Origin of the sequence: Alkaliphilus transvaalensis ATCC 700919 (assembly GCF_000621485.1) — a bacterium.
GTDB lineage: Bacteria > Bacillota > Clostridia > Peptostreptococcales > Natronincolaceae > Alkaliphilus > Alkaliphilus transvaalensis.
Genome location: NZ_JHYF01000006.1, coordinates 157,506 through 174,694, shown reverse-complemented (window position 1 = coordinate 174,694; position 17,189 = coordinate 157,506). Strand labels below are relative to the sequence as shown.

Below are 17,189 nucleotides of genomic sequence, written 5' to 3'. Positions count from 1 at the left end.
TTTTGATATCTGATGCCATAACTAAAGCAATCACCTATCACCAAGTCCCCACCTAAGGTTTTTAAAGCTCTTATACAATTACCTACTCCAACTTACGTACCATTTTTACTATATTTTACAAATATGTATCTTTTATAGCAGGTAATTGGAAATAAATGTCGTAACATATAGTTAAGTAAAAAATAACTTAACAGGAGGCATTTTATGAAAAATAAAAAACTTATTTATTTCTATCTTGCGCTAGTAATGTTATTAGTTTCTATACCAACTAACATTACCTATGCTACTTCCCCCAGCGATTGGGCAATTAATGAAGTCGAAAAAGCAGTGGAATTGGACTTAATCACAGATCAGCTCTTAGATAACTTTCAACAAGATATTACTAGAGAAGAATTTGCTCAATTAGCAGTAAAATTATACGAAGCCCTCTCTGGTGTTAAGGCCCCTTTAGCGCCATCTAACCCCTTTATTGATACCAATAATTCTGAGGTATTAAAGGCCTATGAATTAGGAATTGTAGGTGGTATATCTTCAAATCAATTTGCTCCTCAACAATCTATTACAAGGCAGGAGCTTAGTGTAATGATCCTTAGAACCATTAGGGCAGCCCTACCACAAACCAACAATAGTACACCTATTACCCATACATTTGAAGATGAAAACCTTATTGCCCCTTGGGCCCTTGATGCTGTCAGACACTTAAATCAACATGGGATTCTTGGTGGGGTAGGCGAAAACAAAATAAACCCTAGAGGGAATACTACTAGAGAACAGGCAATCGTTTTAGTACTACGTAGTTTCAACCACTTTAACGAAAGTTTAAATTCCTTAGTAGTGGCAAGTATTTATACGCCTATTAGCCTAGACCCCCATTATACAAACGATTTAGCTTCTTCTAGGGTGATGGCTCAAATTTATGAAACCCTATTAAATGTAGACGAGAACATGAACTTAGCACCAGGCCTTGCAGAATCTTGGCGTCAAGTAGATTCATTAACCTACGAATTTAGCTTAAAGGAGGGGGTCAAATTCCATAATGGGGACATCCTTACAGCCCATGATGTTGCTTTTACTTTAACTAGAGCTACTCTTTCCCCTTATATTGGCCATATTGTAGGTAATATTGATGCAAATAAAATAGAGGTAATTAATGACTATACGATTAGAATTTCTACCAAAATACCTGATAGTTCTCTTTTACATAACTTAACCCACGTGGCAACTTCAATTGTTAATAAAAATGTAGTAAAATCACTTGACGAACAATATGATGATAAACCCATCGGAACAGGTCCTTTTCAACTTGAAGCCTTTGACTCTGATGAAGTTAAATTAATCGCTTTTGATGAATATCACGGTGCTAGCCCTAAGTCTGATAGGGTAATTTTCAAAACTTTTTTAGATATGAGTGATCTCATTTCGGCTTTAGAAAATGGAGCAGTTGATATAGCCTTTGACCTTAACAATATTTCTAATACCAATAATATTAAAATGCTAGAAAAGGTAGTATCTAATCCAAACCTTAAGCTCCATAGAGATATGGGCCTTGCCACCAATTATGTAGGGCTAACTAGCAAAGATGGACCTTTAAATGATATTAGAGTTAGACAAGCCATTAATTACGCTGTAAATATAGAGGAAGTTATCAACTACGTTTATCATAATACCTTAGCTGCACCTAAAGGAGTAATTAGCCCCGCTGTTTGGGGAGCCTATCCCGATGCCCTAAGTTATGACTATAACACATCTAAAGGCCTAGAATTGATGAAAGAAGCAGGCTATAGCGATGGCTTAAAGCTTACTATGGCGGTTAACTATAATCAGCAAAGAATGGATATTGCAGAGCTTTTGCAGTCCCAACTGAAAGAAATTAATATTGATCTTGAAATATTTGTTTTAGAATTTGGGGAGTTCCTAGATACTACTTCCAGGGGAGAATATGACATGTTTGTTTTAGGTTGGGTTACCATCACTGCTGATGCTGATTATGGTCTATATTCAATGTTTCACTCTTCAGCCATTGGGCCGGCAGGTAACAGAACCTATTATAGTAACGAAAAGGTTGATGAGCTACTAGATTTAGCCCGTGAAGTGTCAGATCCAAATAAAAGAATGCAGTACTATCACCAAGCCCAAGAAATGATCCATGAAGAAGCTCCGTGGGTTGTGCTGGGACACGGAGAAAACATTTCTGCATCAACTAAGGGTGTTACAGGATTTAATCAACACCCTGCTGGACATCATAGATTAGCAGGTGTTGGTGTTATGAAATAGTAAAGTTAATTCTACAGTGACCTCTATCCCATTGGATAGGGGTTTTCTTATTCATAGTCCCATGACCTAAGACCCATTTCACAAAGATTACTGTATCTTCAAAGGTATTTGTAAAATTTTGTCGTAATTTATCTATGTTGGTAAATCATTCTATAGGAGGACTCTTCATGAAAAGAAAAAAAATAATTTATGTTGTATTGGCTCTTGTAATATTTTTAGCTGGAATCCCTACAAATATTGCCTATGCCAGTTCCCCAAGTCAATGGGCTGTTTCAGAAATTGAACAAGCAGTAGAAAACAAACTGACTACTGTTAAAGTTCTAAACAATTATCAGCAAAATATAACAAGGGAAGAATTTGCTGAGCTTGCCGTTAAACTCTACGAAGCCCTTACTGGCTCTAAAGCAACACCTGTATCTCCTAATCCCTTTAAAGATACAAATAATCCAGAAATCTTAAAAGCTAACAAATTAGGAATTGTTGGCGGTGTAACTCCTACAGAATTTGCCCCCAATCAACCTATTACAAGACAAGAAATAAGTGTTATGCTTCTTAGAACCATTAAAGCTACTTATCCTCAGTCAAATTATAATCATTCAAACAGCAATCGATTTGCAGACGAAATACTTATTGCTCCCTGGGCGCTAGATCCTGTTAAATACCTAAATCAACAAGGTATATTGGGGGGAGTGGGGGATAATCGGATCAACCCAAGAGGTAACACCACTCGGGAACAAGCTATCGTTTTGGTTAACCGTACCTATGAAAAGTACTTAAAGAATAATTCTGATGCCTTTAACATTGCCATCAGTCATATGCCTAACACCTTAGATCCTCATTCTGCTGATTGCAATGCTGCCCATAGTATAATTGCTCAAATGTACGATACATTAATTATTATGGAAAATGACGAGCTTTTACCTGGTTTAGCGGAGAGTTGGAGACAAGTAGATTCTTTAACCTATGAATTTAAAATTCGTAAGAACGTTAAATTCCATAATGGCCAATCATTAACTGCTAAAGATGTAGCTTATTCATTAAAGAGAAGTGCTAATTCTTCTCTTCAAGGAAATGTTTTAACTCAACTTAATACAGACAAGATTCAAGTAGTTGATGATTATACCATTAGAATTTCCACCAAAGAACCTTTTGCCCAAATATTAAATAGACTTACCCATATTAATACTGTTATTATTAGTGAAAATTCTGTTCAACCTGTTGGGACTGGACCTTATCAAATGGTTTCTAAAACCTCAACTAAGATTGAACTGAAGGCCTTTAACCAATATTTTAGAGGTAATGCTAAGACATCAAATATTAACTATCTAATTATTAGGGATAGTATTGAAGTAATGGAGGCAATTATAGAAGGTACTGTTGACATTACTTATGGTTTAGACCTAGAACAAATGTATGCCCTTAGATATGGAAATTTCTTGGGATATAATCACTATCGTTTAGTTCAGCCACCAGGTAAAGGTACAACCTTTGTTGGTATTAATTCAGCAGATTCCCCTTTAAATGACCCTAGAGTTCGTCAGGCACTTAACTATGCAGTTGATGTCAAATACATTGGTGAAATTTTAATTTCAGATGAGTTTGAAGTACCTGCCCTGCCCTTTAACCCCTTCTTTTGGGGCACCCATTGGGGAATCCCTCCCTATACTTATAACGTAGCTTATGCTCGTAATTTGTTAAGAGATGCAGGTTATGGAAGTGGCTTTAAAGCTTCCATCAGTATATTTGATACTGAGGTAAATTATTTTATTGCTGAGATGATTAGAGAAGACTTAGCTGTATTAAATATTGAATTAGAAATCATCTTCTATGATGACTTTGGTAAATATCTAGATGCTCTAGCAAAGGGTGACACTGATTTATATCTACTAACGTGGCAAAACTATGCAGCAGATATTGATTATACCCTATACTCCCTATATCACACATCGGGAGATTATAACTATTCTAACTATAACAATCCTCAGGTGGATATGCTATTAGATCTCGCTCGCCAAACAGCTGATGATGAAGTTAGAATGGGATATTATCTAGAAGTACAAGAGCTTGTTGATGAAGATGCTCCTTTTATCCTTCTCTATTATAGTGTAGATAATATTGCAATAAATACAAGAGTAGCTGATCTAATTTATAACCCTTCCAATTATTTTATCCTTTGGGAGGCTTATATTAGATAGTCTAAACAGAGTGTAATGTATCGTATATAATTGAGTAATACACAAGAGAAACACCAGGCTAGGTCTATCCTAACTCTGGTGTTTTGCTTTTGATTTAGATAAAGGTTGTCATACACTTCAAGTTTTATAGTATTGGCGAAAACAACCTCATTAAAGATTCTTTTATACGATTAGCAATGGGTCTTTTTCTATATTCCGTTAAAGTAAGTTCCTTACTATGACGAAAATCATTTATAAAGTTGAACAACATTTCCTCTGATAGCTCTTGGTCATAGATAAAAGCATTAATTTCAAAATTCAAATGAAAACTTCTAATGTCTAAATTTGCTGTTCCAATACTGACAAAGTCGTCATCAGCTAATATTACTTTTCCATGGACGAATCCCTTTTGATATTCATAAATTCTAACTCCTGCCAATAATAATTCTTTAAAATGAGACCTCGAAGCCCAAAATACTGTTCGATGATCGGGTTCACTAGGTAAAATAATCCTTACATCTACACCCCTTATAGCGGCAGTCTTTAATGCCATCATGATACTTTCATCAGGTATTAGGTATGGCGACATAATAAAAATTCTTTTACTGGCAGCAGAAATGGCTGAGAAATAAGCTTGATGTATAGATTCCCACTGGGAGTCAGGTCCGCTGGAGGCCACTTGTACTAGCTGAGTTCCGCAGTTGCCTTGTCTGGGAAAATAGATAGGGTCATCTAATTCTTCTCCTTTAACAAAGAACCAATCCATAAGGAATATGGCTTGTATAACATATACGGCCTCCCCTTCTATTTTTAGATGGGTATCCCTCCAAAACCCCATTTTTTCACTTTTACCCAAATATTCATCTCCAATATTTAACCCACCTAAAAAACCTGTAGTTCCGTCTACAATTAATATTTTTCTATGGTTTCTATAATTAAGGCGGCTACCAAAAAAGGGAAAGGAAACTGGCAAAAATGGAACCACTTTACCACCTACCCTACGAAGCTCTCCAAAGAAGTTTTTGTCTAATTTCCAGCAACCAACTGCATCATATATAACCCTTACTTCAACCCCTGCTTTTGCTCTTTCAACCAAAGCGTCTCTTATTTTTCTACCAATCTCGCTATCTTTAATAATAAAATACTCCATATGAATATGGTGTTCTGCCCTTTTTATAGCATGTAATATAGCACCGAAGGTTTCATCACCATTTTGTAGTACCTTACACCTGTTGTTTACAGTTATTGGGGAGTTAGCATTGTACATAAGTAGCGGAATAAGTTTTCCCTTTAGCCCTTGCATCTGCTCCTCAAACAAGTTTACGAACTTCGTAAAGGAGGCTTGCTGCTTTAATAAATAGCTTAATATTCTATAATCTTGTTTAGATTTCTTGATAAAGGTTTTTTTCTTTTTATGATTTTGACCAATGTATAAATACAGAAAAATCCCTACTATCGGCAACAAAATTAATATGAAAATCCATGCTAATGAACTAGAAGGATTCCTGTTTTCAGACAAAATAAGTATGCTGATGGCGAGGGTGGCTATAGTAAAAATGATAGTAAAGAGATTCCAAAATGTCATGATTGTCACCTCCCCAATGAAGGAACCAGTAATTAATAATTCGTTAAGTTTAGGTTTTCATTATAAATTAATATAACCTTTAATGCTTCCTTCAATAACTTTTCTTTATCTAATCTTAAAACAATTTCATTTATCATAAATTTACCCAATAGATCTGGGTTTTCATCATTTTTTGTCAAATCTCTTCTCGTAATTACTTTTTGTAACAAGTAGTTAACATCATAAATTTCAAAAGGATTGATATTACTATTACCTGCCATGGCCTCTACGAGACCCAATAATACATCCCCATAGGTGCAATTTTTATCTAATTCCATTAAGGTAATAAACTTTGGTATAATTCCTTCTAAAATCAGTCTGTTAATGGGAAGTCCTTGGTTAAGGTTAAATAAGTCTCCTAATTTTTTAATGGAATCCTCCTTCAGTCCCATAAAAAACCTTAAGGCTGTTGTATCATCAATTCCCGAATTTATGTAGTAGTTTCTACCCTTTAATCCCTTAAGTGCTTTAAATGTATCGAAATAACCTAACAATATGTTTTGTCTTGCTCTATCTCTACTAAACTCCATTATCCCCCCTAATGGTTGGTTAGGAGTAATATAAATAACCTCTAAGTCTGGATAGTCAACTTTTTTTATTCTGCCTTTACTTAGAAGGCGTACTGCTACAATTTGTTTACATCCTTTTTTATAGAGCATTTCTAATGGTAGATTATTATAAAATCCTCCATCTAAAAAAACCTTACCGTCTAGCTTTTTAGATTTAAAAATCGGTAAGTAGGAGGAAGCCATTAAATAATCTGCCATTTTTCCTAAAGGAACATCCTCTTTATAGATTTCCATTGGTCTTCTTTCTGTTAAACATACGGTGACGAAACCAAAATGCTTATTTGACTTTCTTATATAGTCCTCTTTTACACACTTATTTACTAATTTTCTAAGGGGTTTGGGATCAATACCAAATCCCTTAACTACCCTCTTAACTTCTCCGTAAAGGGCTTGAATACTGTTAGGTGATAACTCATTATCGGCAATTAACTCATAGATCTTATCATCGACATCCATGATTTTTGTTGGGCTCATATTATTCCATATTTCATAAGCCAGCTCAAAATCTTCCTGTATCATTAAAGCTCCATTTAGGGCTCCAACAGAAGTTCCTGAAATCCCATCAAACTCGATATTTAATTCTCTAAAGGCTTTCCACGCCCCTATCTGATAGGCTCCTTTTGCCCCTCCACCTTCTAGAGTTAATCCTAGCATAATTTTCACCCCTTGTTTTGAGCATATTTTTTAACCACTTTACTTATATTGGTTTTACTATCCTTCCTTTATTATACTCAATTATTCTTAATTAGCCACTAGTGTTTTTTCCGATTAGAGTAGAAAAAAGACGAGGTAATATACCTCGTCTTTAAATATGTCTACAAATTAGTATTGTGCTAATCTGCTATATGTTTGATATCTTTCTTCTGCTTCTTGTTGAGCCTTAAGGAATAATTCTTCTGCTTGCTCTGGGAAAGCCTTAACTAATGAAGCGTAACGAACTTCTCCCATTAAGAAGTCTTTAAATGAAGCCTTTGGCTCTTTAGAGTCAAGAACAAATGGATTTTTTCCTTGATCTTTTAACTCTGGGTTGAATCTGTATAAATGCCAGTATCCTGCCTCTACAGCCTTCTTAGACTGTTCTTGAGTTTTACCCATACCAGCTTTGATACCATGAGCAATACAAGGTGAGTAAGCAATTACAATAGATGGTCCATTATAAGCTTCTGCTTCCTTCATAGCCTTAATTAATTGGTTTTTATCTGCACCCATTGCAACCTGTGCAACGTATACATAACCATAGCTCATAGCGATCATACCAAGATCTTTCTTCTTAGTCTTCTTACCAGAAGCTGCAAACTTAGCAATAGATGCAGTTGGAGATGCTTTAGAAGATTGTCCTCCTGTATTTGAGTAAACTTCTGTATCCATTACTAGGATATTTACGTTTTCTCCTGAAGCGATTACATGGTCTAATCCGCCGAAACCGATGTCATAAGCCCAACCGTCTCCACCAAAGATCCATTGAGATTGCTTAATTAGATATTGCTTCTTCTCTAATATTTCATCTACAATCCCATTGCCTTTAGCTGCCTCAAGTAATGGAAGCATCTTGTAAGTTGCTTCTTTTGAAGTTCTACCTTCTTCTTTGTTTTCTAACCAGAATTTAAATGCATCTTTTAATTCTGCAGAAAGATCAGACTCAAGACCTTCTACCATTAAGTCAGTAAGTCTTCCTCTCATTTGGTTTGCTGCTAAGAACATACCGTATCCAAACTCTGCATTGTCTTCAAATAATGAGTTAGCCCAAGCTGGACCTCTTCCATTTTTATCTTTACAATATGGCACAGATGGTGCACTACCACCATAAATTGAAGAACAACCTGTAGCATTGGCTACCATCATTCTATCTCCAAATAATTGAGTGATTAACTTAACATAAGGAGTTTCTCCACAACCTGCACAAGCTCCTGAGAACTCAAAGTATGGTTGAGCGAATTGGCTTCCTTTTACAGTTTCAATATTTGTTAAATGAGACTTATCGCTAATGTTGCTTGCTGCATAATCCCATCTTTCTCTTTCATCAAATTGAGTCTCTACTGGTTGCATTACAAGAGCCTTATTCTTAGATGGACAGATATCAGCACAGTTTCCACATCCTGTACAATCTAATGGGCTTACTTGCATTCTATATTGTAGTCCTTCAAACTCTTTACCCATTGTTTTTAATGTATTAAAGCCTTCTGGCGCTCCTGCAAGTTCTTCTGCATCAGCTAAGAATGGTCTAATAGCAGCATGAGGACAAACAAATGAACATTGGTTACATTGGATACAGTTGTCAGCGATCCACTCTGGTACATGAACAGCAATACCACGTTTTTCATATCTAGAAGTCTCTAGTGGGAATGTTCCATCTTCAGCACCAACAAAGGCACTTACTGGTAGACTATCTCCATCTTGAGCGTTCATAGGTCTTAAAATATTCTTAATGAAGTCTGGCTCTTCTTTAGTAGCTGCAGCTTCTTCAGTTACTCCTAACCATGATGTTGGAACATCAATCTTAACTAGTGCATTTACACCACGTTCTACTGCTTCGTAGTTCATGTTTACAATTTTTTCACCTTTGTTACCGTATGCATCTACAATAGCATCCTTTAGATACTTAACAGCATCGTCAACAGGAATAACATCAGCTAGCTTAAAGAAGGCTGATTGACAAATCATGTTAATTCTTCCACCTAAGCCGATTTCTGTTGCAATGTCTGTAGCATTTAATGTGTAGAAGTTAATTTCGTTTTCAGCGATGTACTTTTTCATAGAAGCTGGTAACTTTTCATCTAACTCTTCTTTTGACCAAGTACAGTTTAGAAGGAAGTTTCCACCTTTTTTCAATCCTTTTAGTAAATCATATTGATATACATAAGATTGATTATGACAAGCAACAAAATCTGCTTCATCAATTAAGTAGGTAGACTTAATTGGCTGATGTCCAAAACGTAAGTGAGAAATTGTTACTCCACCAGATTTTTTAGAGTCATAACTGAAGTAAGCTTGTGCATACATATCAGTGTTATCTCCAATAATCTTGATGGCACTCTTGTTAGCTCCAACTGTACCGTCAGAACCTAATCCCCAGAACTTACATCTAATCGTTCCCTTAGGAGCTGTATTAACTTTTTCTCCTAATTCTAAAGAAGTATGAGTAACGTCATCAACAATACCAACTGTAAATCTATCTTTTGGTTGATCTGACATTAAGTTGTTGTAAACTGCTAAAATTTGTGTTGGAATAGTATCCTTAGAACCTAATCCATATCTTCCACCGATAATCATTGGTGCATTTTCTTTTCCAAAGAATAATGATTTAATATCTAAATGTAGTGGTTCAGCTAAAGCACCTGGCTCTTTTACTCTATCTAATACAGCAATTCTCTTAACTGTACTTGGGCATACATCAAAGAAGTATTTTTCAGAGAATGGTCTGTATAGGTGTACTTTAATTATCCCTACTTTTTCGCCTTTTTCTAACAGATAATCAATTGCTTCTTCAATCGTATCTGTTACTGAGCCCATTGCAACAATTACATGTTCTGCATCTTCTGCACCATAGTAATTGAATGGAGCATATTCTCTTCCTGTAAGCTTAGTAATTTCCTTCATGTAATCGTTTACGATATCAGGAATTGCATCATAATAAGGATTAGCGGCTTCCTTAGCTTGGAAGAAGATATCTGGGTTTTGAGCCGTTCCTCTAAGTACTGGATTTTCTGGATTTAACGCTCTATTTCTGAATTCTTTTACAGCATCCCAGTCTAATAGTTTTGCAAATTCATCATATTCGATTACTTCAATTTTTTGCATCTCGTGGGAAGTTCTAAAACCATCAAAGAAATGGATGAATGGTACTCTACCTTTAATAGAAGCTAAGTGAGCAACCCCTGCTAAATCCATTACTTCTTGAACACTTCCAGATGCTAACAGAGCACATCCTGTTTGTCTAGCTGACATAACATCAGAGTGATCCCCAAAGATTGAAAGGGCATGTCCAGCGATGGCACGAGCACTTACATGGAATACTCCTGGTAATAACTCTCCTGCAATTTTATACATATTTGGTATCATTAATAATAAACCTTGTGATGCAGTAAAAGTTGTTGTTAAGGCTCCAGCTGCTAATGAACCATGTACAGCTCCAGCTGCTCCTGCCTCTGATTGCATTTCAGTAACGTGAACTGACTGACCAAAAATATTTTTTTGGCCATATGAACTCCACTCATCAACATTTTCTGCCATGTTTGATGATGGTGTGATTGGATATATTGCTGCAACATCAGTGAAGGCATACGCACAATAGGCCGCCGCAGCATTACCATCCATGGTTTTCATTTTTCTTGCCATTTCAATTTCCTCCCTTTAGTTTTATATTGATCTATCGAAGATAGATTTCAATGTGTATCTTGTATACCATTCTATTATATAAAAAAAAACCAATGATTTATAGTTAAATTTTTTTTAATAGTTCTACTTTTTTTATAAGTCATTCCAGTTTTTTTATTATTCTTATTATTTAAGAAAAACTCTTTCTGATAAAACCTCCTATTTTCAATAGCTAAATGTTAATTCCGTATTAAAAAGATTATCATTAAATGAAATAATTAATTTAATAACAATCTTTTCACTAATAATTATATTTTTTATTTTTATTTGATACTAGTACTTTCATCTAAGCTTATGAATACTTTAGACCTAATATTATTTTCTAGTCCTCTTAATAAACTCCATTAAAAGATCATCCAATTCTTGACTAAGGCTTACTGTTTCTTCATCGGTAATACAGTCCTTCTTCTCTCGGGTCATCTGGTTAAGCTTACTGCGTACTACTTCAATTTTTTCTTTCAATTGATTTATTTCATCATTTTTAGCCATAGGATTATCCTCACCTTATATTATATTGAGTCAATCTCTTTAATTCTTGGAAAACTTTAGAGTTTTTCTTTAATATATGGACCTTCATTAAAGCAACTAGATTTCCCCTGGGCAAGCTAGATAAACCACATTTTTCGCTCCACCTAACTTTAATATTTCGTCAGTTATTCTTGGTTATAGACTTCCGTTACCTCAATTACTCCTAAATAGACCCATTATAGTCACTCCTTCTTTTGTTTTATTATTAATTCGATTTCATTAATTCCAAATCCTCCTATCTTTATCATTTTATACTACCTATTTTGAAGATTTTTACAAGATATTTTACTTTGTATTACCCTATTTTTTTATAGCCTTACTGAAATTTTAGTAACTAAAAGGGTCTTCACCTCTAAATTGATGAAGACCCCACTAGTGTTCATATATTGAATCTCTCAAAGTTTTAATTATATCTTAAGGCGACTAATTTAACTTCATTAAAAGCTCACCTGTTTTAACACTTTGATTTTCCTTAACAAAGATAACCTCCACAACACCATCATTTGTAGCAATAATATTTGTTTCCATTTTCATAGCTTCTATAATCATTAGACTCTGCCCTTCTTTGATAACTTCACCTTCTTTAACCAATACCTTCAGTACTGTTCCAGGTATGCTGGCACCTATTTCTTTATTATTATCTGGGTCTGCCATTTGGGTAAATCCAACTTTATTAACCATACCAGATGCTTTGTCATGAATTTTAATCTCTCTTCGATTTCCATTTACCTCAAATACTAAGTTCCTACTTCCTTCACTATCTACCTTACCGATCTCTAATAGCTTTACAATTAAAATTTTACCCTCAGCAATCTCGACCTCCGACGTCTCTCCCTCATACAATCCATGGAAAAAAACATCACTACCCATTCTACTAAGATCGCCATACTCCCTAACATATTTAATATAATCTTCAAATACTTTAGGATATAGAGCATAGCTTAAACAATCTTTTTCAGTTGGCTCAATTTTTAGATGATCTTTAAGATATTTTTCAATAGCTTCAAAGTCTTCTGGTGGAAGTAACTCACCTGGTCTACAAGTTATGGCCTTTTCGCCCTTTAATACCAGTTGCTGAAGGTCTTCTGGAAAACCACCCTGTGGTTGACCCATCATTCCTTTAAAATATGATACGGCTGAGTCTGGGAAGGTCATTTCTTTCCCCTTTACTAGAATGTTTTCGGGGGTTAGATCATTCTGTACCATAAATATCGCTAGATCTCCTACCATTTTAGAAGATGGTGTTACCTTAACAATGTCTCCTACCATATCATTTACCGTTTTATACATTTCCTTTACTTCTTTAAAACGATGCCCTAAACCAAAACTTTCTACCTGTGGTTTTAAATTAGAATACTGCCCACCAGGAATTTCATATTTGTATACTTCTGTCGTACCAGATTTTAGGTCAGATTCAAATTGACTGTAAACAGGTCTAACAGCAGCCCAATATCGAGATATTTCTTCCATATCATCAAGATTAATTCTAGTATCCCTCGATGTATTTTCTAGGGCTGCAACAACAGAGTTAAGGGCTGGTTGACTTGTTAAACCAGACATACTATTGATAGCTGTATCCACTATATCTACCCCCGCCTCTGCCGCCATCAACAGGGTTGCTACCCCATTTCCACTGGTATCATGGGTATGCAAATGGATCGGCATAGATACCTCTTGCTTAAGGGCTCTAATCAGTTTTTCAGCAGCGTATGGCTTAAGTAATGCCGCCATGTCTTTAATAGCTAGTATATGGGCTCCTGTCTTTTCAATTTCCTTAGCCATATCCACATAGTATTTAAGAGAATATTTATCTCTAGTAGAATCTAAAATATCACCCGTGTAGCAAATACAAGCTTCTGCTATTTTATTATTTTGAAGCACCTCATCTATGGCGATTTCCATTCCCTTTAACCAGTTAAGGGAATCAAAAACTCTAAAAACATCTATTCCAGATTGAGCAGATTCTTTAATAAATCTTCTAATTACATTGTCTGGATAATTCTTATAACCTACTCCATTACTACCTCTTAATAACATTTGAAATAAGATATTAGGTATTTTCTTTCTTAGTTCCTCCAGCCTACTCCAAGGAGATTCCTTTAAGAAACGATATGCTACATCATAGGTTGCACCTCCCCACATTTCAAGGGAAAACAGGTCATTTCCTAAAATGGAAGTAGCTTTAGCAATCTTAACCATATCTCTTGTTCTTACCCTAGTAGCCATCAAAGACTGATGGGCGTCCCTCATTGTAGCATCAGTTAAAAGGAGCTTTTCTTGACTTTTGATCCAATCCACCACACCTTGAGGGCCTTTTTCTTCTAATATTTGTTTTGTTCCCCTCAAGTTTTCAGGTTTTTCTACTTTAGGAATGACAGGTACATCAAATTCTTTTTTAGTTCCTAATGTTTCATTTACTACTTTTTCTCCAATATACCTTAAGAGTTTTAGTTCCTTATCTGTTTTTGGAGCAATATCAAACAATGAAGGATTCTCTGCTATGAAATTAGTATGACATGTTCCCTGTCTAAAGTCTTCATGGTTTAATACATTTATTAAAAAACCTGTGTTAGTTTTTACTCCTGCAATAGAAAGTTCCTTAATTGAGCGGATAGACTTTCTTATGGCATCTTCAAAAGTCCTCGACCAAGAAGTAACCTTTACAAGCAAACTGTCGTAATAAGGACTTACCATCGCTCCAGTAAACCCATTTCCTCCATCTAATCGAATACCAAATCCAGATCCTGTTCTGTATACATCAATTTTACCTGTATCAGGAGCAAATTGATTACTTGGATCTTCTGTTGTCACTCGACTTTGTATGGCATAACCATTTACTTTAATATCATTTTGAGAATAGATTCCAATCTCTTCAGATGCTAATGAATACCCCTGGGCAATTAAAATTTGACTTTGTACTATATCAATTCCTGTTACCATTTCTGTTACAGTATGTTCTACTTGAATTCTTGGATTCATTTCAATAAAGTAATGATTTCCATGAATATCTACCAAAAATTCAACTGTACCTGCATTACAGTAATCTACTGCCTTAGCTATTTTCAGAGCATCTTGACAAATCTCTTCTCTCTTTTCTTCCGATATAGAGACGGCTGGAGTAAATTCTATAATTTTTTGATGTCTTCTTTGGATAGAACAATCTCTTTCAAACAAATGAACCAAATTACCTTGTTGGTCTCCTAGTACCTGAACTTCAATATGTTTAGGTTTTTCCAAATACTTTTCAATAAAAATATCCTCAATGCCAAAAGCTTTTTTAGCTTCATTCTTAGCACTATGGAAAGCCTCAATTAATTCGTCCTCTTTTCTAACAATCCTCATTCCTCTGCCACCACCACCAGCAGCAGCTTTGATCATAACAGGGTATCCACAATAATTTGCAAATTCCTTCGCTTCCTCTTCAGTTGCAATGGGCCTCTCTACTCCAGGAATTATTGGTACGTTAGCTTTTTTTGCTACAATTTTTGACTGAATCTTATCCCCTAACGCTTCAATCATCCCATAGGTTGGGCCAATGAATATAATCCCAGCTTCCTTACACTTTCTAGCAAACTCTGGATTTTCAGCTAAAAATCCGTATCCAGGATGAATAGCATCTACGCCCTTTTTTAAAGCTAAACTAATAATTTCATCAATACTTAAATAGGCCTCAACTGGCCCTTTATTTTTCCCAATTAAATAAGATTCATCAGCCTTTGTTCTAAAAAGAGCTGTTTTGTCCTCATTTGAATAAATTGCCACTGTCCTAATTCCCAATTCCTTACAGGCTCTAAAAATTCGAATAGCTATTTCGCCTCGATTTGCTACTAAAACTCTTTTGAATTTTAATCTTTCCATGAATCTCAACTCCCAACTTCTTTCATATAGTATTATTTATTTTTGATCAAGATGTATCTTTATTCATTTATTTTTATATTTTACCCTTTAAAATATATTATCTCATTATATTATATCTTTTAGTGTTCATCAATACTCTATAATTATTTTTATATGTTTATTTTGTTTTTTTCGATTAAGCTATACTACTAAAAATACATTATTTTGAAACATAGATAATAGTAGGAATATTAATTATGATTTATTGTATACTGTATATTTCATTTATCCTATTTTTCCATAAATTTATTTTTTGATATATAAAAATTAATTTATTATTTCAAAACAATAAGCAAGTAGATTTAAACACAAAAAAACACCTCTACTTAATTTATGTAGAGATGTGTTTTTTAAATCATATTTATTAAAGTTATTTTGTTTTATCCTAGTGCTGCCTCAGCTTCACTAACTAATTCTCTAATTAACTCTTTAACTGATACAATCTTATCTAAACGGTAGGCATTACTTCCAACAAATATTAAACCGTTTTCAACATTTCCTTTTACTGAATTAATCAAGGCTGTAGATATACAGTAAGGACTCACACCAGGATCACAGGGTTTTAAACAATTATAGCATTTCTTAATTGGAATTCTATCACTTTCTAATGCTTTTATAAATGCATTTCTTATCGCTCGCCCAGGCATACCTACTGGACTCTTAACTAACTGAATATCCTCTTCTCCAGCGTTCAAATATGCTTCCTTAAACTTTATATCTGCATCACATTCATGGGTTGTTACAAATCTAGTGGACATTTGAACACCTGAAACACCTGCTTTTATGTACTTAGCTATATCTAACCCATCAAAAATCCCCCCTGCAGCTACTACAGGTATACTTTCACCATTACTTTGTTTGAAGGGGTTAAGGGCTTCCATTACTTCCTTTACAATGCTGTGTAGGTCTGGCTTTTCGTCTGCCTGTAGTTGTTCCATAGAAAAACCTAAGTGGCCTCCTGCCTCTGGTCCTTCTACAATCACAAGATCTGGTGTGTAATTAAATTTCTTTTGCCATAGCTTAGTCATTAAAGCAGCAGCCTTACCTGACGAAACAATTGGTGCAATTTTTGTTTTAGACCCTTTTACTAAAGCAGGAAGCTCCGTTGGTAAACCTGCCCCAGAAATAATTAAATCAATTTTTTCCTCTACAGCAGCTTTTACCATATCCTTATAATTATTAATTGCTACCAGTAAATTTACACCTAATATTCCATCGGGACTTAATTCTCTGGCTTTTCTAATTTCTTTTATTAACCCTCTTACATTTGCTTCATCACAGTTTGTCTCAAAATCTGATTCACGGTAACCTACCTGCACACCAGAAATAACACCAACTCCACCTTCATTGGCAACAGCTGATGCCAAACCAGAAAGGGAAACACCTACTCCCATTCCGCCTTGTATTATAGGAATATTTGCGATAAGGTCACCTATACGCAAAGATGGTAATTTCATAAAATCGACTCCTTATAAATATTTATTAAAATGAAAATTTTTACTTAATTATTTCAAGTATATCCGCTAATTTACCTCCAGTCAAGGAAATCCCATATCATCTATAGAATTTTATAAATATTAGAACAAAGTCTTCCTTCTTAAGATTACAAGATCATTTTAGATGAAGAAACTAAGGGACAACAACTTAATCCAACTAAAAGTTTATCTACTTATGTTGAAACTCATTACGTAAAGTTCTGTTATATTAAAAGAATTAAAGTAGAACTTTCCTATTTTAATATAAAATCAA

The 17,189-nt window shown here is 34.8% G+C and carries 8 protein-coding genes; 2 read left to right on the top strand and 6 right to left on the bottom strand.

Annotated features, from left to right (window positions below; all coding sequences use genetic code 11):
- Nucleotides 1-204: 204 nt before the first annotated feature.
- Both T335_RS20110 and T335_RS0106920 read left to right on the top strand, forming a co-directional pair.
- Nucleotides 205-2,274, top strand: a complete 2,070-nt coding sequence (locus T335_RS20110; protein ID WP_051569185.1) for an ABC transporter substrate-binding protein — start codon at nt 205-207, stop codon at nt 2,272-2,274.
- Nucleotides 2,275-2,441: 167 nt separating this feature from the next.
- Nucleotides 2,442-4,469 (top strand): ABC transporter substrate-binding protein, encoded by a 2,028-nt coding sequence (locus T335_RS0106920; RefSeq protein ID WP_026476892.1) that lies wholly within the window; start codon nt 2,442-2,444, stop codon nt 4,467-4,469.
- Between the two features lie 124 nt (nt 4,470-4,593).
- Here the strand turns inward: T335_RS0106920 and cls are convergent, their stop codons facing one another.
- From cls to T335_RS0106890, 6 genes are all read right to left on the bottom strand, one after another.
- On the bottom strand, nt 4,594-6,033 hold the full coding sequence (gene cls, locus T335_RS0106915) for a cardiolipin synthase (protein WP_051569184.1): 1,440 nt from the start codon (nt 6,031-6,033) through the stop codon (nt 4,594-4,596).
- A 32-nt stretch (nt 6,034-6,065) separates the two neighbouring features.
- Nucleotides 6,066-7,295 (bottom strand): patatin-like phospholipase family protein, encoded by a 1,230-nt coding sequence (locus T335_RS0106910; protein ID WP_026476890.1) that lies wholly within the window; start codon nt 7,293-7,295, stop codon nt 6,066-6,068.
- A gap of 168 nt (nt 7,296-7,463) precedes the next feature.
- On the bottom strand, nt 7,464-10,976 hold the full coding sequence (gene nifJ / locus T335_RS0106905; protein ID WP_026476889.1) for a pyruvate:ferredoxin (flavodoxin) oxidoreductase: 3,513 nt from the start codon (nt 10,974-10,976) through the stop codon (nt 7,464-7,466).
- Between the two features lie 354 nt (nt 10,977-11,330).
- The gene (locus T335_RS21935) at nt 11,331-11,504 is read right to left on the bottom strand and encodes an aspartyl-phosphate phosphatase Spo0E family protein (RefSeq protein WP_084281058.1); all 174 of its coding nucleotides are present in this window, start codon (nt 11,502-11,504) and stop codon (nt 11,331-11,333) included.
- 462 nt (nt 11,505-11,966) lie between these two features.
- Nucleotides 11,967-15,401: a pyruvate carboxylase gene (locus T335_RS0106895; RefSeq protein ID WP_026476888.1), complete on the bottom strand. Its 3,435-nt coding sequence runs from the start codon at nt 15,399-15,401 to the stop codon at nt 11,967-11,969.
- A 419-nt stretch (nt 15,402-15,820) separates the two neighbouring features.
- Nucleotides 15,821-16,897, bottom strand: coding sequence for an NAD(P)H-dependent flavin oxidoreductase (locus T335_RS0106890; RefSeq protein ID WP_026476887.1), 1,077 nt, complete (start codon nt 16,895-16,897; stop codon nt 15,821-15,823).
- Nucleotides 16,898-17,189: the final 292 nt, after the last annotated feature.

What these genes read in the sequence shown, in the direction of transcription:
- nifJ (WP_026476889.1), bottom strand. Translation starts at nt 10,976, where the DNA reads ATGGCAAGAAAAATGAAAACCATGGATGGTAATGCTGCGGCGGCCTAT.
- T335_RS0106890 (WP_026476887.1), bottom strand. Translation starts at nt 16,897, where the DNA reads ATGAAATTACCATCTTTGCGTATAGGTGACCTTATCGCAAATATTCCT.
- cls (WP_051569184.1), bottom strand. Translation starts at nt 6,033, where the DNA reads ATGACATTTTGGAATCTCTTTACTATCATTTTTACTATAGCCACCCTC.
- T335_RS20110 (WP_051569185.1), top strand. Translation starts at nt 205, where the DNA reads ATGAAAAATAAAAAACTTATTTATTTCTATCTTGCGCTAGTAATGTTA.
- T335_RS0106920 (WP_026476892.1), top strand. Translation starts at nt 2,442, where the DNA reads ATGAAAAGAAAAAAAATAATTTATGTTGTATTGGCTCTTGTAATATTT.
- T335_RS0106895 (WP_026476888.1), bottom strand. Translation starts at nt 15,401, where the DNA reads ATGGAAAGATTAAAATTCAAAAGAGTTTTAGTAGCAAATCGAGGCGAA.
- T335_RS21935 (WP_084281058.1), bottom strand. Translation starts at nt 11,504, where the DNA reads ATGGCTAAAAATGATGAAATAAATCAATTGAAAGAAAAAATTGAAGTA.
- T335_RS0106910 (WP_026476890.1), bottom strand. Translation starts at nt 7,295, where the DNA reads ATGCTAGGATTAACTCTAGAAGGTGGAGGGGCAAAAGGAGCCTATCAG.